Below are 17,939 nucleotides of genomic sequence, written 5' to 3'. Positions count from 1 at the left end.
CGTGTCGTTATCGTGGATGTAATGCGGCTAGGCCGCGTCTGAGGTCCTCAGAACTCTTCCCATCCGGTGTCGATGGCGCGGCCATTGGCGACCTTGCGGGGGGCTGGGGCGGTCCGGGACTGGACGAAGGCGGCCTCGGCGAGCTGGCGCAGCCGCGCCGGCTCGGGCGCGGTGGTGGCGGCAGCCGGGGCCGGCCTGGCCGGGACGGCAGGCGGGGCCTTCGCCGGGCGGGCGGGCGCCGCCGCATGGGCTTGCGGATAGCCGGATTGCCCGGCCGCCTCGCGGCCGGTGCGGAAGGTCGCGACGAGGTCGTTGAGCTGGCCGATGCGGCCCGACAGCGAGCCGGCCGAGGCCGCGCTCTGCTCGGCCAGCGCCGCATTCGCCTGCGTCATCTCATCGAGATGCGCCACCGCCTGGCTCATCTCGTCGATGCCATTGGCCTGCTCGCCCGACGCCGCCGAGATGTCGGCGATGGTGGCGGCGACCTTGCGCGAGGCTTCGAGGATGCGCGCCAGCTGGTCGCCGGCCTGGCGCACCAGCTTCACCCCGGCGCCGACCTCGTCATTGGAGGAGGAGATCAGCCCGGAGATGTCCTTGGCCGCCTCGCCCGAGCGCTGCGCCAGGGTGCGCACCTCGGAGGCGACGACGGCAAAACCCTTGCCGGCCTCGCCGGCGCGCGCCGCCTCGACCGCGGCGTTGAGCGCCAGCAGATTGGTCTGGAAGGCGATGTCGTCGATGACGCGGATGATGTCGGAGATCTTCTGCGAGGCGCTCTCGATGCGGGCCATGGCCTCGACCGCCTGGCCGGCGATGGCGCCGCCCGACTGGGCCGCCTGCATGGCCTCGTCGGCGATGCGGGCGGCATCCTTCGAGGCCTGGGCCGAGGCCTTGACGGACGCGGCGAGCTCCTCGGTCGTCGCGGCGGTCTCTTCCAGCGAGGAGGCCTGCTCCTCGGTGCGCTTGGAGAGATCGTCGGCGCCCATATTGATCTCGCGGGCGGCGAGCCCGACATCGGCCGAGGTCGTCTGGATCGTCGCGACCGTGGCCGAGAGGCGCTCGACCGTCTCGTTGATCGCGCCCTGGAGATCGGCGAAGCGGCCGCGATAGCCGCCCTCGACCTGCCGCGTCAGGTCGCCGCCCGCCACCGCCTGCAGAACCCCGGCGAACTCCGTCGTCGCTCCGTCGACCACGCTGTTGATCTCGTTCAACCCCTCGACGAGTTCCTTGAGTGGGCCTTCCATGCCGCCGGTCCGAGCCTGGCCTGAGAAGTCGCCGTCGCGGGCGGCGGCGACGATGCTGGCGACCTCGCCGAGCAGCTTCTGGACATGGGCCGCCTGCTCGGCATCGGCGAGCATGGTCAGCTCGCGATCGCGGCGGTTGTTCTCGAGCGCCAGAGCGTTCTCGCGATAGATTTCGAGCGCGCCGCTGAGCGCGCCGATCTCGTCGGGGGAAGGCGGAGCTGGAATCGCCTGCGAGAAGTCTCCCTGCTGCATGGTGTCGAGCGCGGACTTCAGCGAGACGAGCGGGCGAACGATCCGGCGCTGGACGCCGCGCCAGCTCATCACGCAGATCGCCAGCAAGGCGGCGAGCAGGAAGCCGACGATGCCGAGACGCGTCCAGGCCGCAGCGAGCTTGGCTTGCGTCACATCCGCCATGTCGTCGAGCGACTGGGTGACGGCGGAGACGATCGCGTCGAACGGCGCGTTGCACTGCTTCGTCCAGTCCTCGGCGGCAATGACGGGGCCCGAGCCCTGGCCGAGCTTGCCGATCAGCTGGTCCATGCCGCGATTGGCCGCCTCGACCTGGGTGGCGGCCACGCCGACCTTGCGGACGAGCTCCTCGCCGACGCCCGGACGGGCGCTCAGCTGCCTGAGCTGGGCGAGGCTCGCGTCGGAGGAGCCACGCAGCTCGCCGAGCTTGCGAAGCTGGCTTCCGTCGAGCGCCTTGCCGGAGCCGAAGACCGGGCGCAGCAGCGAGCACTGCGTGCCGTAGTTGGAGCGCACGCTCCAGCCGGCGGATTTGAAGCCCTGCAGATCGGCGAGGACCGGATCGGCCAGGCGAGCCGCGTTCGAGGTCGCGGCCGAAGCCGTGACGAGCGCGCCCTCGATCGCGCCGACGCCGTTATACCAGGACATCGTTGCGGCGAGGCTACGCTGTGCCTTGGGCTTTGCGGCTTCGGCGTAGAGATCCTGGCTGCGCCCCTCGTTGCGCTTCTCCTGCGCCGAGACGTCCTCGATCAGGGCGGCGCGGTCCGGCAAGTCCGTCGCCTTCAGCCGCGCTATCGCCTCGGCGATCCTCGCCTTGTTGGTCTTCTCGATCTCGCGGATGACGGGGGCGGGATCGTCCGTGGCCTGAATGCTCGTCTGAGCCTGTCCGCGATTGGTGCGGATGGCATTGCCGGTCAGCAGCAGGGCCCTGTCGGCCTCCACGAGATCGGCGAGGCGCATATTGGTCCGAACCTCCATGACGGACTTCTCCGCCATATAGCTCAGCGCACCGATGCCGGGCACGCAGAGGCAGGCCATCGTGGCCACGAGATAGTTCTGGATCGAGGCGGGGAAGAATTTCACAGCGAGGCTCTGGAGGCGACGTACGGCGGGAAAGGCGGTGACGCAGGCCGAGGAGGCTGATGGCGGGGGGCACGCCTCTTCGTGCCCAGTTATCGTCAACTTGATTAAGATTGCGCTTAGAGCACGGGCCGCTTGCCTTCCTTGCTGTCCGGGATCACCTAAAGGCGATGCATCGCCGTCTCGTCTTCGAGGAACCGGTTTCGCGGGCCGCCATCTGGAGCCGGCGGCTGGCGTGGTTCTCCTGCGCGGTGCTGCTGCTGTCGCTTCTGCTCGTGCGGCTGCGCGAGCCCAGCATCGAAGGGCTTGCGCCGGTCGCCGGAGCCTATCTGCTCGTCCTGGTGGCGCTGGGCCTGGCGCTCGTCGCCTTCGCCCGCATCTGGCAGAAGGGGCATCGCGGCGTCGGCATGGCGGCCGGTGCGCTCCTGCTCTGCCTGATCCTGCTGGCACCCGCCGGCTATGTCGGCTTCATGCTGGCGACGCGGCCGGCGCTGGCCGATATCTCGACCGATATCGACGATCCGCCGGCCTTCAGCCGCTCGATGGCGGCGTTGACGGCACGCGAGGGGCGCGTCCCGCCCGATGTCGCGCCCGAAAAGCGCCGCCTGCAAAGGCAGGCCTATCCGAAGATCGCGCCGATCGTCCTCGAGGAACCGGCGGACGCGGCCTTCGGCCTGGCGCGCAAGGCCGTCGCCGCGCTGGGCTGGCAGATCGTGGAAAGCTCCCGTCCCGGCGGCCGCAGCGGGGCAGGGCGCATCGAGGCCGTGGCGCGCGGGCGCATCCTGCACTTTTCGGAAGACATCACTATTCGCATAAAGCCGCGCGTGGACGGCAGCCGCATCGATGTCCGCTCGGCCTCACGCATCGGCAGCCATGATCTCGGTGCCAATGCCAAGCAGATCGCCGCCTTTGCCGCCCAGGTCGAGCTGCTGATGGAACGATAGGGCAAGCGACTCCGGCGGGATCGCTTCCTCGTGCTCGCGAGGACGGTCGCAGCGGTGTCAGGCGAGACGGTAACGGCTCGACAGGGCCGGAACCGTGTCGCTGGCGGCGACGAGCCCGCGCGCGACCAGATCCTCAATCTGGGCGAGGACCGACAGCGCGGCGGCCCCGTGCAGCACGGGGGCCAAGCCCTGATAGATCACGGGCACCATGGCCGCGATGGTTTCGTCGCCCGCACCGATGCGGTTGAGAATGGCGGCCTCGCGCTGGCGGCGATGCTGGACGAGGCCGCGCAGGAAGCGCTGAGGCTCGGTGACGGGGCCGCCATGGCCCGGCCGATAGAGCCGATGGTCCATGCCGCGCAGCTTCTCGATCGAGGCCATATAGGCCGACATCGAGCCGTCCGGCGGGGCGACGATCGAGGTGGACCAGGCCATGACATGGTCGCCGGAGAACAGCGTCTCCTCCTCGGGCAGCGCATAGGCGAGATGATTGGCGGTGTGGCCGGGCGTCTCGACCGCCGTCAGGCTCCAGCCCGGTCCGGAGACGGCATCGCCGTCCCGCATCTGCCAGTCGGGCATGAAATCGCTATCCGCCGCGGCGTCGAGCACACGGTCCTCGCCGGGGCCGGGCGCACGCGAGGGGCGGTGCGGGCCGCAGCCGACGACGCGCGCGCCGGTTGCGGCCTTCAGCGCCGGAACGGCGGGCGAATGGTCGCGGTGGGTGTGGGTGACGACGATGTGGCTCACCGTCTCGCCGGCGACCGCCGCGAGCAGGCGCGCGACATGGCCGGGATCATCCGGCCCCGGGTCGATGATCGCCACCGTGCCGCGGCCGACGATATAGCTGCAGGTGCCGGTGAAGGTCATCGGCCCGCCATTGCCGGCGATGACGCGGCGCACGAGCGGGGAGAGCTCCGCGACCTCTCCGGCCGGTGTCGTCAGGCTCCTGTCGAATTCGACGTCGTCGCTCACTGTCCGATCCTGTCCCTGCCCGATCTTGCATCCGCGCGAGGCGGCCGTCAGCTTTCGATCCCGCCCAGCCGGACTGCCCGTTTCCGCCAGCCCCGCACGCTTGTGGCGCTTTGGCGCATTTTCTATAGACAGGGAAGGGGTCGCACGGCGCGGCTTCCATACACAATAATGCGGCCGCACGGCGCGGCCTGCCGCAAAACAGGACGATGTGCCATGGCCGACATGCTGCCCCTGCAGGCTTCGACCCTCGCCGGCGAGCTCTTCCCGGCCGCGAAACCCCGCTCCGCGGTCCTGCGTAATGTGGCGCTGGCCGTCGCCGGCAGCCTGCTCATGGTTGCCGCCGCGAAGATCAAGGTGCCGTTCTGGCCGGTGCCGATGACCTTGCAGACGCTGGCGGTGCTCGCGCTTGGCGCGGCCTATGGCGCGCGGCTCGGAGCCGCGACGATCGCGCTCTATATCGCGTACGGGCTCGCGGGCCTGCCGGTCTTCACCAATACGCCGCCGGCCGTGGCCGGGCCGCTCTACCTTCTCGGCCCGACAGGCGGCTTCCTGCTGGGCTTCGTGGCCGCGGCCGCCATCGCCGGCTGGGCGGCGGCGCGGGGCGCCTCGCTCGCTCGCCTGGTCGGTGGCCTGCTGCTCGCCGATCTCGCCCTCTTCATCGTCGGCTGCCTCTGGCTGGCCTTCGGCGCGCAGATGGCGGGCGGCGCGAGCGGCGTCGGCCTGGCCAAGGCCTTCGCCTATGGCGCACAGCCCTTCCTGCTCGGGGAGGTCCTCAAGATCGCGCTCGCGACCTGCATGGTCGGAGCGGGCTGGTCGCTGATCGGCCGGCGCGGCTGAACGCAATCCGCGACTGCAAAACGAAAAGGCCGGGGCGCAAGCCCCGGCCTTTTTCATGAGCAGTTTGCGGCGATCCGCCCGAGGCTGCGCCTGCCGGTCTTAGCGTCCAGTCTTATTTGACCGGCTCGCTGCCGCCGCAGCTCTTCGTGTCGGTCGTGAAGAACGGGCCGAGATTGCCGCATTTGTCGCAGCCGGACAGGGCAAGGCCCAGCCCGAGGATCGCGACGAGAAGGGAGATGCGCTTCATGGGCTTCGACGGCTCCGATTCGAACAGGCCGCGACTTTAACGGCGGTGCCGGGCCCGGGACAAGGACGGGCTCCCGGCTGTTCTCGTCAGAGGCCGCTCGCCAGCCAGCCGAGAATTCCGGCGGCTGAAACCGTGAACAGAACGATCACGGCTTTCGCGTCGTCGGGCCAGTGGCGCATCATGCTTCGTCTCCCATCGAGGAAGGCGTCGCAATAGTCATGCCATTTAACGGAGCCATGACAGGTGGCGCGTGGCGAGCGGTCGCGTATCCTGGCGGCGGGCCGGCTCCCTGCCGGGGCGCTGCCCTTCGAAGGGAGACCAAGGCATCATGGCATTGACCATCGGCATGATCGCTCATGACCGCAAGAAGCCCGATCTCGCCGCCTGGGCGGAGGCTCATCTCGATCTGATCGCCCGGCACAAGGTGGTCGCCACCGCCACGACCGGCTCGGTGTTGCAGCGCACCTTGCCGGACCTGCCGATCAAGCTGGTCAAGAGCGGGCCGCTCGGTGGCGACCAGCAGATCGGTGCGATGATCGCCCAGGGCGAGCTCGATGTCCTGCTGTTCTTCCCCGACCCGCTCGAAGCGCAGCCGCACGATGTCGATGTGAAGGCACTGCTGCGGCTGGTGCTCGTCTATGACATCCCTGCCGCCTTCAGTCCGCGCACTGCGACCGAGCTGGCGCGATCCGGGCTTTTCGCCCGGTGAGCGAGCGCGATTCGGCGATTGCGGAGGGCTCACAAGAGCGAGAGTGACGTAGCGTGCTCTTGTGCAGTGCAGCGAAGAGGCTTACGTCGGAGCTGCCTTAGGCAACCCTTCCCCCTATCTGAAAGGAGAGCCGAATGTCTGAAAGGCACCAGTCCGACTGTGCGCTCGAGGATGAGCCCGCCAAACAGACGGAGACCAGCGAAGCGCAGGATCAGGAAGGCTCCGAAGCCTTTTCGCCGCGCGACTATCAAGAAGGATTCTGGGGCAACTAGCCCCATTTTCAACCATCACGAAACCGGAGGGCGGCAAAGCGCCCTCCGGCACGGATCAGCCGATCAGTAGCGCGGGCCGTAGTCCCGGCGATAGCCGTAGCCGGGCCGCGGGCCATAGCCCGGGCGCGGTCCGTAACCAGGGCGCGGGCCATATCCGGGGCCGCGGCCATAGCCTGCCCCATATCCCCTGTTTTGGTGGCCGCGCTGCCGTTCCATATTCTGCTGAATGATCATCATCCGGCGCATTTTTGCTGCGCTCGCGGTGAACTCCACCGGTCGCTCGTCGAGATGCCGGGCCACGGCAGCGGGCAAAGCCTCGCCGGCAAGGGCCGGTGCTGCTGCAGTTGTCAGGGCACCTCCGATCGCGAGCGAGCCGAGAAGGCCGAGAACGGCAGAAATCTTCATGTCAGTTTCCCAAATCAGATGTATCGCACGGGTTGCATCTTAGGGCTGTGCGCGATCAAGACAACCTCTGGGTGAGGGCGGCTGTTCCTACAAGGCTCTGAAAGCGACGGGCGACGCCCGTGAAGGAGGGGATGGCTTTTGCGCCGGAGCGCTCCATCATGGGGGCGCTTGGCCATTCGCCGTATCCGGCCTGCGTCGCTGGCCGGGGAATCTGGCCCAGCACGGCGGGGGTGATCCGAAACCCACCGGCAAGCCTGCGACGAAACGCGCAGGCCCCGCAGGGCTTAATTCTCAACGCTTTGATTTATCGCGGGAAATTTTGGTCGGAGTGGCAGGATTTGAACTTCCCCCTGCCACCATGACGCGATTGATTTTACTCGACTTTTCGACCTTGAGCCGGGGCATTGTGTACCGCGCCTTTGTACCGCGAGCAAGAGCCGCGAAACAGTTCGGCTTCTCTTTTCGGGAAACAACCTCGCGTTATCTTGAGCCTTCGCTCCGGCCCGCCTACGCTCTCCTTGTGCTTCACCGCTTACACATGCGCCGTCTTCAGCGCCCGCTGACGAGGTCCGTATGCGCGAGTAGCCATTGACTAGGGGGATGCGTGAAAGAAGGCGACGCCGTAGACTCTCTGGAAGAAGGCTTCAGAGACCCGCCAGATCACGTCACAGAGCCCTGCCTCACGTACATGGCGCGGGTGATGGAACTCCGCGAGTTCATCTCGTTCGTTTTCACATTCGTCAAAACATCTGAGGAGCTAGGAAGACTCGTACCAAAAGAAAAGCTAGCGGCGGCTGAGGCGAAAGAGCTTCAGGTCCTCACATACAACTATTCAGGTCACCGTTCCCTCGTGAACCAAATCATGCTGTCGCGAGCGATTGAGTCGTTTGACCTCTACCTAATAACGATCCTGAGAGACATATTCCTTGCTCGACCGGAGATGCTGAAATCGGAAGGCACTATCGATGTCGCGGCCATCATAGACGCTGGCAACTACGACGACTTGATTTGGCAGATCGTTGACCGGAAGGTCCACGAGCTTTCTTACAAGTCGCTTATGGAACTGCGGAAGTACGTGTCCACACGCACGGGCATAGACCTATTTCCTAGCCAAGCCGCCTATGAGATGACTGTCCTGGCCTCTGAAGTACGCAATCTAATCGCCCACAATGACTGCGTCGTGAACCATCAGTTCAACTTGCGGACTAAGGGGATCATATCCCCGCTTGAAGTGTCTGATACAGGGCGGATCAGGATCGATGACGGATGGCTGCGGAGAGCAAGCTACACCCTTGATGGCCTTGTCTTCCGCTTTGACGAACTCGCCTCACAGAAGTTCGGCCTCCACACCCACTTCCGAATGGGGGCGTTTCTCTTTCGCGGCTAAAGCGTGCCTCGCGGCGCAATCAGCGGTCGCCTTTCTGTCTGAGGATGCGACATTAGCTCTGGATCGGTACGTTGGCGATGCTCAATCACCACCCGCAACCTGCGTTTCGCCTCTTCACGCGGCACTTCGGCCAGCTTACTGAACAGATCAAGACTATACTCGCGGACGCTCACCCCGTTTGATTGGGCCGATCCGTCCAACTTGTCGGGGTACATAGCGTAGTACCAGATGAAGAAAATCTGGACCTCTATCGGCAGACATTGGGTAGCCTGCATATAGTCGTGCCAGCCCAACAAAAGAGCGTGATCATTCACCCCATCATCAAACCGATCGAGTAGCTCTTCATCCTGTCGATTTTGCCCCGTCCGGGACGAGGCGTGCTTGAAGGCATTCCAGAACTGATTTCGAAGCCTCTTGATGTCCGCCAAGCTGCTGTCGGGGAAGGCCTCCAGCATATGGGCTGAAAAGGGGTTTGCGCCCGCACTGCGGCTGAGGTGCTCAGCGATCTCGCCACCACCGCAAGCGAGCGAGTGAACCGACACTGGATCGAGGTCTTCCAAGAACAACGCTAACGCACTGCCGAGCTGCCTTCTCGCTATCTCTGCTTTGTCGAGCGTCATTCCAGCCGGCCTTCCGTTCGGTGCTATAGCTTCCGGACATTCTGCCGCCAAAATGTGAAATCCCTCCCTTCTCCGGCCGCTTCCCTTATTCCCCCCGTGGCCCCCTCGCGTTTCCTATAGGGTAGCATCACGCACCCTGCCGGGACCTGAAGCGTCTGTTGCCGCTACGGGTCGGGAGCGTACAGGGCGTTGCGGCGCGTGGCCGGTACTGGCCTAGCCGGGAGGGCTCACGACGGCGTAACGCTGCATTCCATACTTCGCGATATCGGCGTCGATCCTTCGCAGCTTCGCCTCGTAAAAGCGAACCTCTCGCTTCCTCCCGGCAAGTCGAGCTTCGTCCATAAGCCTGACAGCATTTGCCCGGAGCTTGAACGTCAATTGAGCGAAGGTGGCGGGGGTCAGCGGAGCACCCAACGACGGGGGGAGATGGTCGGTCATGACGCCTCCAATGAGTCGCGTTCAGCTTATCACTCGTCTCCGCCTCTGCGTATCGCCTCGCGGGTCATTCCGGCGAGGCAGGCGGTCACTTTGGTGTGCCCTTGAAAGACCGGCCGGCAGAAGGCGCAGAAACACATATTGACCTATCCTTAGAAGACCGCTTATTAGTGACCTATCCAAACAGGACTAGGAGCGGTGCATGTTCGTTCGGGCCTATCTCAGAGCTTCCACCACAGAGCAGGACGCCAGCCGAGCGCGGGAACAGGTCGAAGCCTTCGCCAGCGAGCGGGGTCTCACCATCGCCGCGACCTACACAGAGAACGAGAGCGGGGCGTCCCTGAAGCGGCCAGAGCTGTTCCGCCTGCTGGCCGATAGCCGGCCCGGAGATGTCCTCCTCATTGAGCAAGTGGACCGCCTGTCCCGCCTGAATGCGGAAGACTGGACCAAGCTCAAGGCCGAGCTGGCTGCCCGTCATGTTCGCGTCGTCGCGCTGGACCTGCCCACGAGTTGGGCCATGGCAGACCCGAAGGCCGACGAGTTCACGGTGCGTATGTTCGACGCCATCAACGCGATGATGCTCGACATGCTCGCCGCCATCGCCCGCAAGGATTATGAGGACCGCCGCCGTAGGCAGGCTCAGGGTCAGGCTAAGGCGAAGGCAGAGGGCCGCTACAAGGGCCGGCCGGCGAACGCTCAGCGCAACGACAACATCGCCTCTCTACTCAAGGCGGGCATGTCATGGGCGAAGGTGCAGACCATCACCGGGTGCAGCCGGGGGCAGGTAGCGAAGATAGCGAAAGAGACGGCATAGGAAAGCTGCCGAGCGCCTTCAGGTCACCCGCAAGAGCCCGTCAGGAATGGCGGGCTTTTCCTTGCTGTCACCCTACCGTGGGAGCTTGTCCCAAGCGTTCAAAGCATCATCGGGAACCTGCCAGCGGCGAATGTCTCCGTTGGTCGGATTGCGGCGGTTCCACTCTGAGGCTTGCCAGATTGCACAGGCTTCCTCCGCCGTTAGGACAAATACTTGTGCGGCGGCGGGATCGGGGAGAGCCGCAGGCAATCGAGGAGCCGAAACCAAGAACCATACGGAGCTGGCGCTGGCGTCGGGACAGCTTCGGACGAACCATGTCGGCCGGGTGGCCCGGTCGGCTTTGACCTCCGCACGGAAGGTGAGCCCGCTCGGCGCGGTGATGCTGAGGTCAGCCTGCCGAGCATTGTTGTTCGTCGGAACCACCCGATAGCCCCTCTCCGTCAGAGCGTCGGCCACCAATAGCTCACCTATGAAGCCCGTGGACTTTGCAATGAGGCGCTCAAGAAAGGGGCCATGCCGCCGCGCTACCTCAACGATGTCCATACAGCCGGCCTCCACGGGAACGGGCTGGTCATTTGGCACTGTAGGTCTCCCGCGTACAGGCCCATCGCCGTCCTACCCGCTACACCACCAGCCGGAAGCCTTCCCCGGCCGTCCCTGCGGGCTAGGCTATCCGATACCGATCGACTCATTTCTGTGATGAGTTGGCTCTGATCGAGTCAAAAAACTGATTAGACCGGAAGCGGATAAGGACTCAAGAAAGAGTAGCCATAAGGCTGTCTTGATGAGGACCCGCCGTGAACAACCAAAGCTCTTGCACCGCTCAGCAACAGAACTCAGACGCCCTTGCATCGTTGTTCGGCCCTGAACTCTATCCGATGATCGCGGGCTTTCAGCATCTCAATTCAAGGCATCCGCGCTTAGACGTGGAAGCCACCGCCATCTTCCTCGATGTCATGCGTAAGGGTGACCTCACGATGCCGAAGGCGGAAGCCGTCGCGAGCACGGAGGGGCTCGCCTTTCTCAAGAATGCTCAGCTCATCAATGTGGCAGAGGTAGAAGACGCGTTCGCAATCGCGTTGACCGGCATAGGCAGGGAGCTTGCGGCGGAACTCCTCGACATTTTCGAGACCAAGGCCAGCCCGCTCCAATCGTGAAGTGACTTCACTTTTCGATGCCTACCCGGCCGGGGCGGAGCGATCCACTCCGGCTTTCCTGTCTTCAGGAGAGGCTCCCATGCCCGCAATTACCTTCATCCTCGGGGTGCTCCTCGTGCTGGTCTATTCGCCGAGCCAGAAGGAAATCGTCCGCCACGCTCTGAGCTATTGCGGCGAGGACCATCCCGAGAACGGCCGCCCGAGCTACTGCCCGAAGAGCTGCCCATGACGACGCATTCCCCCAGGACGAAACCTGCCAGCGCCCTCCCGCCTCTTGCACGCCTGCTCCTAGTCCTCCAGCGGCTCAACCAAATCCACGACCGATGGGAGATGAGGTCGGCCGCTGCATTCCTGCTGGTGGCCTGCCGGGGAGAGATAGCGAAGCCCGATCTGGAGAAGGCGCTGACTATGGGAGCCGGCAGTGGCTATCGGAATATCGTGCTGATGGAGGACGCCTTGTTGGTCCGGACGCGGAAGGAGAAGGGGGTTCTTGTGGTCAGCCTGACGGAGTACGGCAGGGGCGTTGCAGTGGAGCTGGCGGCGATCATCGAAGGCTTGCGGGACTAGGGACCAACGCCCGCGCCCGTCGTCACCCTTAACTCCTCCGGCGTCCCCACGACGAACAGCCGCAACGTCGCCGAGTGGTTGGGCAAGCGGCACACCAACGTCCTCCAGTCCATCGACGGGCTGGAGTGCAGTGGCGAGTTCAATCGGCTGAACTTTCAGCCGGTCGATTACACGGACGGGCAGGGCCGCACCTACCGCTCCATCGACATGACCAAGGACGGCCTCGTGTTCCTCATCATGGGCTTCACAGGACGCAAGGCGGCGGCCTTCAAGGAAGCCTACATCGCCCGCTTCAATGAGATGGAGTCGGAGCTGCGGGCATTAGGGACCACCTTCAGTTATCCAGACCGCCAATGCCGGCCGCTATGAGCCGCTTCAGGTCGATTGGGTTGCACCTTTAGCTATTCAGGCCACGCCCTTCCCGGCCCGACAGCCGATTAGGGACCACCTACACCTACCCGAAACCGAAAACCTCGGATCGGCACCGCAGAACACGAGCCCCGGACCTCCGGAGCAGACTACCCGACACCACAGACAGGGGGGCTGTGAATGTCGTACCCCGCCAGCGATGGAAGGGGGGTAAGGGGGGAAGGTCCTGTAGGACTCCTGAAGGTTCCTGCGGGAGGGACTGAAGGTTGTTCCTGACTTCTTCCTCCTATCCTCTCTCTTGCAGTTTATCTTGCAGGTCTTCCTTCAGGTTCACCTATACCCCCCTTCAGCAGGGTCGATGAAAAGTGGAGTGACTCCACCTTTGTCTGGTCACCCCTGATCTCGATCTTCGTCTTCCTCCCTCGGATGGTCTTCCCCTTCAGGATGGTCGATGCCGAAGGGCGGAGCCCTGAGGCCCCAAAGCCCTCCCGCAGCCACCCTCAGACCCGTTCAGACAGGTCGGCCGCGCTTATTCGCGCGTGTCTCTGTTTGGATCAGTCGTCTCTCAATCTCACTGATAAGCATAGGAAACACGACCCCATGACATACGAGGCTCTCCGGCCTCCCGCGCCCACGACCGATGAACAGGACGGCTCGCCCCTCCTCCTCATCCCCCTTGCGAACTCCGACAGGTTCGCCCGCATCTCGCCTTCAGACTACCAGAAGGTCCTCTCGGCAGGCTTCTCGCCAAATTGGTATCTCAACCTCGGGTACGTCACGACCTACAGCGCCAGCTCCGGCTACGCGAAGGTCTCCCGCATCATCCTCGGGATCGCCGGCAAGGGCCACCGGGCCATCCGAGTCACCCACGACAACGGGGACCAGACGGACCTCCGCCGCAGAAACCTCGTCACGAATGAGGTGAAGGAAACCAAGCCCCGCTACGGTCGCGATGATCGCCGCCCGCAAGCACCGGCAGGAGCCGGGTGGCGAATGGGCCAGAGGCCCTAGTGAGATGACAGGCAGACCACGCACCCCACGTCAGACCATCGTTTCCCGCTACAGGTCTCCCGCGCACAGGCCCAACGCAGGGGGCTCGGCTACAGTGGTGGCCGGAACGAAGAGCGCCCGTCCATGACGGAGACGCTACAGGGCGGTGAAAGCCTGCCTCATCGGGAAATCACCACCCACTTCGACGGCAGTTGCCTCGGCAATCCCGGCCCCGGAGGCTTCGCCGCGATCCTCCTCAATGACCTGACAGGCTCCCGCAAGACTCTGAAAGGCCCCGTTCCGGACACGACGAACAATCGCGCCGAACTGACAGCCGCCATCAACGCCCTTGAGTTCATTCGACCCGGAGCCTTCGTCACGATGGTCGGGGACTCCCAATACGTCATCAAGGGCATCACCGAATGGCTGCCCGTCTGGCGTAAGCGAGGTTGGCGCGGGAAAGACAACAAGCCCGTCAGCAATCAGGACCTCTGGCTCCAACTCACCGGAGCGGCGGAGAGGGCCGCTAAGGTCGAATGGGTTTGGACCAAAGGCCACGCTGGAAACCCGTTGAACGAAGAGGCTGACCGGCTGGCGAGGGCGGAGGCAGAGAAGCTCAAGGCTCGACTGCGCCGCTCTCAGATCGTCATGCCGTAGCTCGATTACCCGCCACCATGAGGAGAGAGCCGCTCGCGGCCACCTCCCGCTTTTCCCGAAGCAGCCACCCACCCCCGCCCGGCAATCCCGCTCGGCGGGTTTTCTGCGTCCACGAAAGGACCACCTCATGATCGTTCTTGCCGCCCTAGCCAGACACCTCTCCCCGAGCGGGACAGTCCTGCCGCTCACCGACATCGAAACGACCTCGCCGGCCATGCTGTCGATGTACGCGATGATGGCCCTCCAGACAGTTCCCACGACCAACGAGACGGTAGCTCATTCGCGCGCGCTCCTCTCGCTGGTTCTCGACAAGCTGCGGCCGGAGCTGGACGGGGAGAAGTCGCCCCTAGCGTCGGACCTGAAGGGGCTTCACCTCCTGCTGGCCGAGTGTCGCAACGCCTTGGAGCCCCTGTCCGTCGCCTACAATGCCCAAAAGCCGGCGACCGATGACGCTACGCGCCTCCTCTATTGCCTCGACGCGATGACGGAACTGGCCCGGCGTAGGGCTGGCGAAGCAGCGTCGGCACTCGCTGCGTTGTTTCTGCCGTCTTCGTCAGCTTGCCCTCATCCCGAACTCTGAAGTCACTTCACTTTTCTCTCTGGCCCGCCCGGCTCCCCAGCTCACTAGGCTGCGGCGCAGCCGTTGGCGGGCTTTCTCATGCCCAGCTCACCCCCGAACGAATGACGTCCACCCCCAACATCCACCTCACATACCGCAAGACACCTTCCGCCCCCGGCAGGCCCTACAACACCCTCTTCACGGTCACCGACGCCAACGGCAGGGACCTTTGCTCCGCCCGCGCTCCCCTTTGCTCCGCCGCTCGGGTCCTCCTTCAGGAAGGCCATGCCTCCGCCTCGACCATCTTCATGACGCGCGAAGGGGAAACCTCATGGTCCCTGAAGGGAACCCTTGGCGTCGTCGCGAAGCTCACCGTCAGGGAGAATAACGCGGCCGGTCCCACGCTTGTGGCCTATGATGGGGCGAGATTAGAAAGCCTTCATGCTGCGAAGGCATCACTTCCCTAGTTTTGCCCAAACAGCCACGGTTATCTTGCAGTCTTCTGACAATCCAGCGAGCCGCAGATGGACCAGCATAGCCGCAAATGTCTTCCCTGTTGACGATGACTCATCAACGATTACGAGCGACTTAAACTCTGGCTCGTCACCAGCAGGGGTGTAAATAAACTCCTCTATCATATCATCTAGTGTAACATCCGGATCGCGTGCTTTGTATTTCCCAAGACGCTTAAACCGGGATGAGAGGTCCTTTGCCTCCGAAGCAGCCAATACCGCGTTGAGATAGGGACCCGTATCAGCCCTGCTACTCGGAGCCGACACTACGGCGTCGTAGCTAGGGGTTTCGGCCTTGAGTTGCCAGACGAGCTTTGATGGAAGAAATGGCAACATCCCTCGATAGTATTGACCATGAGAAGAGTCTTCCTTGACCCTCCCTGATCGTATTCCTTGAAGATATACTGCGCCAGGATCGCTCGCTATCTCACCAAATACTCTGCGAACGACCTCACCAGAGGTCATTGTAAAATCATCAACCGGCATGTCTCTCCCCATAGTGCATGCTCATACTGAAGCACAGGAACCCTCACGCCACCATGGCGGAACCACAGTTCACCCCAAGAGCACGCCCGGTCGATACCGTAGGCGTCCAAACGCGGCTCACCGCACTTCCTACTCCCGTTGCCCCCGTTCGGCCGCTGGCCCCCAACGCACCCGAGCTTCCGGCTCCCCCGACGAAAGGCAATGCAGACCAGCTCATCGCCTCGCTCGCCGGCTTCAGCAAATCCCTCACCGGCTTCGTGGAAACCCGTCAGGCTCAGCAGCGGAAGGACGAAGAGACCGAAGCGGAACTCACTGCCATCCGCGATAACGTGGCGACATGGTCCGATGCCGTCCGAAACGACCCGACGCTTGCCGACAAGTCCCCGTACTTCCGGCAGATGTACGAGGCGCGGGTCGCGAGGAACAAGGTCCAAGGCGCGGGCCTCAAGCTCCTCGCGGACTACCAGAAGTCAGCTATCGCCGGCAGCGAAGACCCGACCGCGATCACCAAGTTCCTGTCGGATGGACTGAAGCCGATCATCGACAGCGCCACGCACTCCGCCGAACGCGAGGCGATGCTTGACGAGGTCAACCGGGTCTCCCGGCAGTTCTATGGTTCACACGCCAAGAACGCCGTCCAGAACCTCTACTACAAGAACGCCGCCGCTTATGGTCAGGGCGTGGACGGGGCCTTCTCAGAGGCCGCCGTGAAGGGCGGGACAGCGGCGTACAAGACCGCCGATCCTGTCGCCAAGGACCTTCAGCCTCATGAAGCGGCCTTCCTCAACGCCACGGCAGGCGGGGAGAGCGCGGGCAAGTACAACATCCGCTACACCCCGGCAGGCGGCGCAACCTTCCAACTGACGGGCGCTCACCCCGGCATCTTCGAACCTGGCCCCCACGGCCCTTCATCCGCCGCAGGGCGCTATCAGTTCACGAAGACCACATGGGATAGCCTGCCTCCCGAGGCGAAGGGGGACGGCACATTCTCCCCCGAGAACCAAGACCGGGCCGCTCTCTGGCTTGGCCGCAAGGACTACCAGCGGGTCACCGGCAGGAACCTTGACGAGGACCTGAAGGCCGAGGGCATGAGCCCGCGCATCCTGAAGGCGCTCGCCCCGACATGGCAGGCGTTCAACGGGAACCAAGGCAAGCACGCCGCGACCTATCAGCAGACCCTCAACCGCTACCAGCAGGGCGGCGGCGGGGAGGCTTCAGGCGTCTTCACGGTCGCTCGCACCATCCACCGGCAGGAAGCTGAAGGTCTCGCACAGGGCATGTCTCAGTCCGACATCGACAGCCGCACGGTGGACTCTGCCATTTCGGCGGCGATGCGCTACCGGGACGCCTCCTATCTGGAGGTCCCCTTACAGAAGCGCCCGAACGGACTTGCGGGAGCGGGCGAAGTCCGCGGCATGCGGGACAAGCTCGACAAGGCCCGCAAGGACCTCCACGGGCTCCGGGTGAAAGAGGAGGATGAAGCCTATCGCCGGCAGGAGCGCGACGAGAAGCGCCGTTCCGAAAAGGCCACGCAGTTCATCTCAGAGACGCTGTTCACCGCCTTGGAGAAGGGCGAGACCATCAGCCTGTCCCCGCAGCTCCTCGGCAGGATCAACAAGGACTTCGGCAACGACACCGCCGACAAGGTCCTCAAAATCCAGAAGACCCTCTCGGATTATCAGGGGCAGGAAGACAACGGCGAGGTCATCCGCCTTGAGATGGAAGCCAATGAGAGCCGGCTTTCCGATGCCGAGCTTCATCGGGCCATTGCGACGGGGACGATCAAGAACCCCGAGACCGTCCGCAGGCTCCTGAAGACGCAACGGGAGAACCGCAGCGAGTCCTTGGTTGCCGACAGGACCGTGGTGGACATCCTTCAGGACACCGCAAAGCTCGTCGGGGACCGTGGCGAGTTCGGCGTATTCAAGAAGCCCGAGCTTGCTCAGCGGGCCGTGGACAGCCTCCGCAAGAACATCATCGCCTATGAAAAGGCGAACCCCGGCAAGCCCCGCTCGGAAGCCATCTCATGGCTGATGGAGGAGCAGCAGCGGGTTGTGAAATACTACCTCCCGAACAGCAAGTACAACACGACACCGCTTTACGACGGCTCGACGCCCGTCATGCCGACCCCGGCGAAAAGTGGAGTGACTCCAGCTCCGGCCGCCCCGTCCCCGGCAGCTCCCGCAAAGCCCACTTCCCCGTCACCCGCAACAGCCCCGCAGGCCACCCGCAGGGAACCGACAGAGGAAGTCGATTGGCGGACCACGCCTGTCTTCGAAAGCCTCGCAGCATTCGAGGCCGACAACACAAACCGTCGCAATCCGTCTTCGCACTTCGCCCGATGGGCCAAGCAGAAGGGCTTCAGCCCCGAGGACGCTGCGGCCTTCATCAGCATTCAGCGGTCGCTCCTTTCGAAGCGCCCCGGTCAGTAAC

The 17,939-nt window shown here is 64.1% G+C and carries 21 protein-coding genes and 1 pseudogene; 14 read left to right on the top strand and 8 right to left on the bottom strand.

Features of this window, described 5'->3' with window-relative positions; translation table 11 throughout:
* Positions 1-47: 47 nt before the first annotated feature.
* Positions 48-2,570, bottom strand: a complete 2,523-nt coding sequence (locus AB6806_RS09120; protein WP_370954487.1) for a methyl-accepting chemotaxis protein — start codon at positions 2,568-2,570, stop codon at positions 48-50.
* Between the two features lie 167 nt (positions 2,571-2,737).
* On the opposite strand from AB6806_RS09120, the gene AB6806_RS09115 reads away from it, so the two are divergent.
* Positions 2,738-3,511, top strand: coding sequence for a DUF1499 domain-containing protein (locus tag AB6806_RS09115; RefSeq protein WP_142021580.1), 774 nt, complete (start codon positions 2,738-2,740; stop codon positions 3,509-3,511).
* Positions 3,512-3,568: 57 nt separating this feature from the next.
* Here AB6806_RS09115 and AB6806_RS09110 read toward each other — a convergent pair whose 3' ends face one another.
* On the bottom strand, positions 3,569-4,483 hold the full coding sequence (locus AB6806_RS09110; RefSeq protein WP_370954486.1) for an MBL fold metallo-hydrolase: 915 nt from the start codon (positions 4,481-4,483) through the stop codon (positions 3,569-3,571).
* 213 nt (positions 4,484-4,696) lie between these two features.
* On the opposite strand from AB6806_RS09110, the gene AB6806_RS09105 reads away from it, so the two are divergent.
* Positions 4,697-5,320, top strand: a complete 624-nt coding sequence (locus tag AB6806_RS09105; protein WP_370954485.1) for a biotin transporter BioY — start codon at positions 4,697-4,699, stop codon at positions 5,318-5,320.
* A 112-nt stretch (positions 5,321-5,432) separates the two neighbouring features.
* Here AB6806_RS09105 and AB6806_RS09100 read toward each other — a convergent pair whose 3' ends face one another.
* A complete protein-coding gene (locus AB6806_RS09100) occupies positions 5,433-5,567 on the bottom strand; it encodes a hypothetical protein (RefSeq protein WP_260368393.1) in 135 nt (44 codons plus the stop codon).
* A 328-nt stretch (positions 5,568-5,895) separates the two neighbouring features.
* Between AB6806_RS09100 and AB6806_RS09095 the strand changes: the two genes are divergently transcribed.
* On the top strand, positions 5,896-6,276 hold the full coding sequence (locus AB6806_RS09095; RefSeq protein ID WP_038359451.1) for a methylglyoxal synthase: 381 nt from the start codon (positions 5,896-5,898) through the stop codon (positions 6,274-6,276).
* Between the two features lie 134 nt (positions 6,277-6,410).
* Positions 6,411-6,548, top strand: a complete 138-nt coding sequence (locus AB6806_RS09090) for a hypothetical protein (protein WP_156115882.1) — start codon at positions 6,411-6,413, stop codon at positions 6,546-6,548.
* 63 nt (positions 6,549-6,611) lie between these two features.
* Here AB6806_RS09090 and AB6806_RS09085 read toward each other — a convergent pair whose 3' ends face one another.
* On the bottom strand, positions 6,612-6,953 hold the full coding sequence (locus tag AB6806_RS09085) for a hypothetical protein (RefSeq protein ID WP_038359449.1): 342 nt from the start codon (positions 6,951-6,953) through the stop codon (positions 6,612-6,614).
* Positions 6,954-7,557: 604 nt separating this feature from the next.
* Here AB6806_RS09085 and AB6806_RS09080 point away from each other — a divergent pair.
* Positions 7,558-8,340, top strand: a complete 783-nt coding sequence (locus AB6806_RS09080) for a hypothetical protein (RefSeq protein ID WP_370954484.1) — start codon at positions 7,558-7,560, stop codon at positions 8,338-8,340.
* On the opposite strand, the gene AB6806_RS09075 is transcribed toward AB6806_RS09080, so the two are convergent.
* Together AB6806_RS09075 and AB6806_RS09070 are read right to left on the bottom strand one after the other, a co-directional pair.
* Positions 8,337-8,960: a hypothetical protein gene (locus AB6806_RS09075; protein ID WP_370954483.1), complete on the bottom strand. Its 624-nt coding sequence runs from the start codon at positions 8,958-8,960 to the stop codon at positions 8,337-8,339. The two genes, AB6806_RS09080 and AB6806_RS09075, sit on opposite strands and share 4 nt — an antisense overlap.
* A gap of 213 nt (positions 8,961-9,173) precedes the next feature.
* A complete protein-coding gene (locus tag AB6806_RS09070) occupies positions 9,174-9,398 on the bottom strand; it encodes a hypothetical protein (RefSeq protein ID WP_370954482.1) in 225 nt (74 codons plus the stop codon).
* Between the two features lie 199 nt (positions 9,399-9,597).
* On the opposite strand from AB6806_RS09070, the gene AB6806_RS09065 reads away from it, so the two are divergent.
* The gene (locus AB6806_RS09065; RefSeq protein ID WP_370954481.1) at positions 9,598-10,209 is read left to right on the top strand and encodes a recombinase family protein; all 612 of its coding nucleotides are present in this window, start codon (positions 9,598-9,600) and stop codon (positions 10,207-10,209) included.
* Positions 10,210-10,281: 72 nt separating this feature from the next.
* On the opposite strand, the gene AB6806_RS09060 is transcribed toward AB6806_RS09065, so the two are convergent.
* Entirely contained in the window at positions 10,282-10,752 is a 471-nt protein-coding gene (locus tag AB6806_RS09060; RefSeq protein WP_370954480.1) for a hypothetical protein, read from the bottom strand.
* 254 nt (positions 10,753-11,006) lie between these two features.
* Between AB6806_RS09060 and AB6806_RS09055 the strand changes: the two genes are divergently transcribed.
* The 7 genes and pseudogenes from AB6806_RS09055 (at position 11,007) to AB6806_RS09025 (ending at position 14,529) form a co-directional block, all read left to right on the top strand.
* Positions 11,007-11,366, top strand: coding sequence for a hypothetical protein (locus AB6806_RS09055; protein ID WP_370954479.1), 360 nt, complete (start codon positions 11,007-11,009; stop codon positions 11,364-11,366).
* 79 nt (positions 11,367-11,445) lie between these two features.
* Entirely contained in the window at positions 11,446-11,595 is a 150-nt protein-coding gene (locus tag AB6806_RS09050) for a hypothetical protein (protein WP_161783862.1), read from the top strand.
* On the top strand, positions 11,592-11,933 hold the full coding sequence (locus AB6806_RS09045; protein WP_370954478.1) for a hypothetical protein: 342 nt from the start codon (positions 11,592-11,594) through the stop codon (positions 11,931-11,933). Before AB6806_RS09050 ends, AB6806_RS09045 begins: the two co-directional genes overlap by 4 nt.
* A gap of 48 nt (positions 11,934-11,981) precedes the next feature.
* Positions 11,982-12,302, top strand: a pseudogene (locus AB6806_RS09040) (Rha family transcriptional regulator); the annotation flags it as partial.
* Positions 12,303-12,902: 600 nt separating this feature from the next.
* Positions 12,903-13,313 carry a hypothetical protein gene (locus AB6806_RS09035; protein ID WP_370954477.1) on the top strand — a complete coding sequence of 137 codons (411 nt, stop codon included), beginning with the start codon at positions 12,903-12,905 and terminating at the stop codon, positions 13,311-13,313.
* Between the two features lie 123 nt (positions 13,314-13,436).
* Entirely contained in the window at positions 13,437-13,949 is a 513-nt protein-coding gene (rnhA, locus tag AB6806_RS09030) for a ribonuclease HI (RefSeq protein WP_370954476.1), read from the top strand.
* Between the two features lie 127 nt (positions 13,950-14,076).
* Entirely contained in the window at positions 14,077-14,529 is a 453-nt protein-coding gene (locus AB6806_RS09025) for a hypothetical protein (protein WP_370954475.1), read from the top strand.
* Between the two features lie 434 nt (positions 14,530-14,963).
* Here AB6806_RS09025 and AB6806_RS09020 read toward each other — a convergent pair whose 3' ends face one another.
* Positions 14,964-15,506: a hypothetical protein gene (locus AB6806_RS09020; RefSeq protein ID WP_370954474.1), complete on the bottom strand. Its 543-nt coding sequence runs from the start codon at positions 15,504-15,506 to the stop codon at positions 14,964-14,966.
* 53 nt (positions 15,507-15,559) lie between these two features.
* Here AB6806_RS09020 and AB6806_RS09015 point away from each other — a divergent pair, with 53 nt between their 5' ends.
* The gene (locus tag AB6806_RS09015; protein WP_370954473.1) at positions 15,560-17,938 is read left to right on the top strand and encodes a lysozyme family protein; all 2,379 of its coding nucleotides are present in this window, start codon (positions 15,560-15,562) and stop codon (positions 17,936-17,938) included.
* The last annotated feature ends 1 nt before the right edge of the window (position 17,939 follow it).

The organism is Allobosea sp. RCC_152_1, assembly GCF_041360765.1.
GTDB classification, from domain to species: Bacteria; Pseudomonadota; Alphaproteobacteria; order Rhizobiales; family Beijerinckiaceae; genus Allobosea; species Allobosea spartocytisi.
This window is presented reverse-complemented; position numbering and strand designations above follow the sequence as displayed.

What these genes read in the sequence shown, in the direction of transcription:
- AB6806_RS09115 (WP_142021580.1), top strand. Translation starts at nt 2,738, where the DNA reads ATGCATCGCCGTCTCGTCTTCGAGGAACCGGTTTCGCGGGCCGCCATC.
- AB6806_RS09105 (WP_370954485.1), top strand. Translation starts at nt 4,697, where the DNA reads ATGGCCGACATGCTGCCCCTGCAGGCTTCGACCCTCGCCGGCGAGCTC.
- AB6806_RS09100 (WP_260368393.1), bottom strand. Translation starts at nt 5,567, where the DNA reads ATGAAGCGCATCTCCCTTCTCGTCGCGATCCTCGGGCTGGGCCTTGCC.
- AB6806_RS09095 (WP_038359451.1), top strand. Translation starts at nt 5,896, where the DNA reads ATGGCATTGACCATCGGCATGATCGCTCATGACCGCAAGAAGCCCGAT.
- AB6806_RS09090 (WP_156115882.1), top strand. Translation starts at nt 6,411, where the DNA reads ATGTCTGAAAGGCACCAGTCCGACTGTGCGCTCGAGGATGAGCCCGCC.
- AB6806_RS09085 (WP_038359449.1), bottom strand. Translation starts at nt 6,953, where the DNA reads ATGAAGATTTCTGCCGTTCTCGGCCTTCTCGGCTCGCTCGCGATCGGA.
- AB6806_RS09075 (WP_370954483.1), bottom strand. Translation starts at nt 8,960, where the DNA reads ATGACGCTCGACAAAGCAGAGATAGCGAGAAGGCAGCTCGGCAGTGCG.
- AB6806_RS09070 (WP_370954482.1), bottom strand. Translation starts at nt 9,398, where the DNA reads ATGACCGACCATCTCCCCCCGTCGTTGGGTGCTCCGCTGACCCCCGCC.
- AB6806_RS09065 (WP_370954481.1), top strand. Translation starts at nt 9,598, where the DNA reads ATGTTCGTTCGGGCCTATCTCAGAGCTTCCACCACAGAGCAGGACGCC.
- AB6806_RS09060 (WP_370954480.1), bottom strand. Translation starts at nt 10,752, where the DNA reads ATGGACATCGTTGAGGTAGCGCGGCGGCATGGCCCCTTTCTTGAGCGC.
- AB6806_RS09050 (WP_161783862.1), top strand. Translation starts at nt 11,446, where the DNA reads ATGCCCGCAATTACCTTCATCCTCGGGGTGCTCCTCGTGCTGGTCTAT.
- AB6806_RS09045 (WP_370954478.1), top strand. Translation starts at nt 11,592, where the DNA reads ATGACGACGCATTCCCCCAGGACGAAACCTGCCAGCGCCCTCCCGCCT.
- AB6806_RS09035 (WP_370954477.1), top strand. Translation starts at nt 12,903, where the DNA reads ATGACATACGAGGCTCTCCGGCCTCCCGCGCCCACGACCGATGAACAG.
- rnhA (WP_370954476.1), top strand. Translation starts at nt 13,437, where the DNA reads ATGACGGAGACGCTACAGGGCGGTGAAAGCCTGCCTCATCGGGAAATC.
- AB6806_RS09025 (WP_370954475.1), top strand. Translation starts at nt 14,077, where the DNA reads ATGATCGTTCTTGCCGCCCTAGCCAGACACCTCTCCCCGAGCGGGACA.
- AB6806_RS09020 (WP_370954474.1), bottom strand. Translation starts at nt 15,506, where the DNA reads ATGCCGGTTGATGATTTTACAATGACCTCTGGTGAGGTCGTTCGCAGA.
- AB6806_RS09015 (WP_370954473.1), top strand. Translation starts at nt 15,560, where the DNA reads ATGGCGGAACCACAGTTCACCCCAAGAGCACGCCCGGTCGATACCGTA.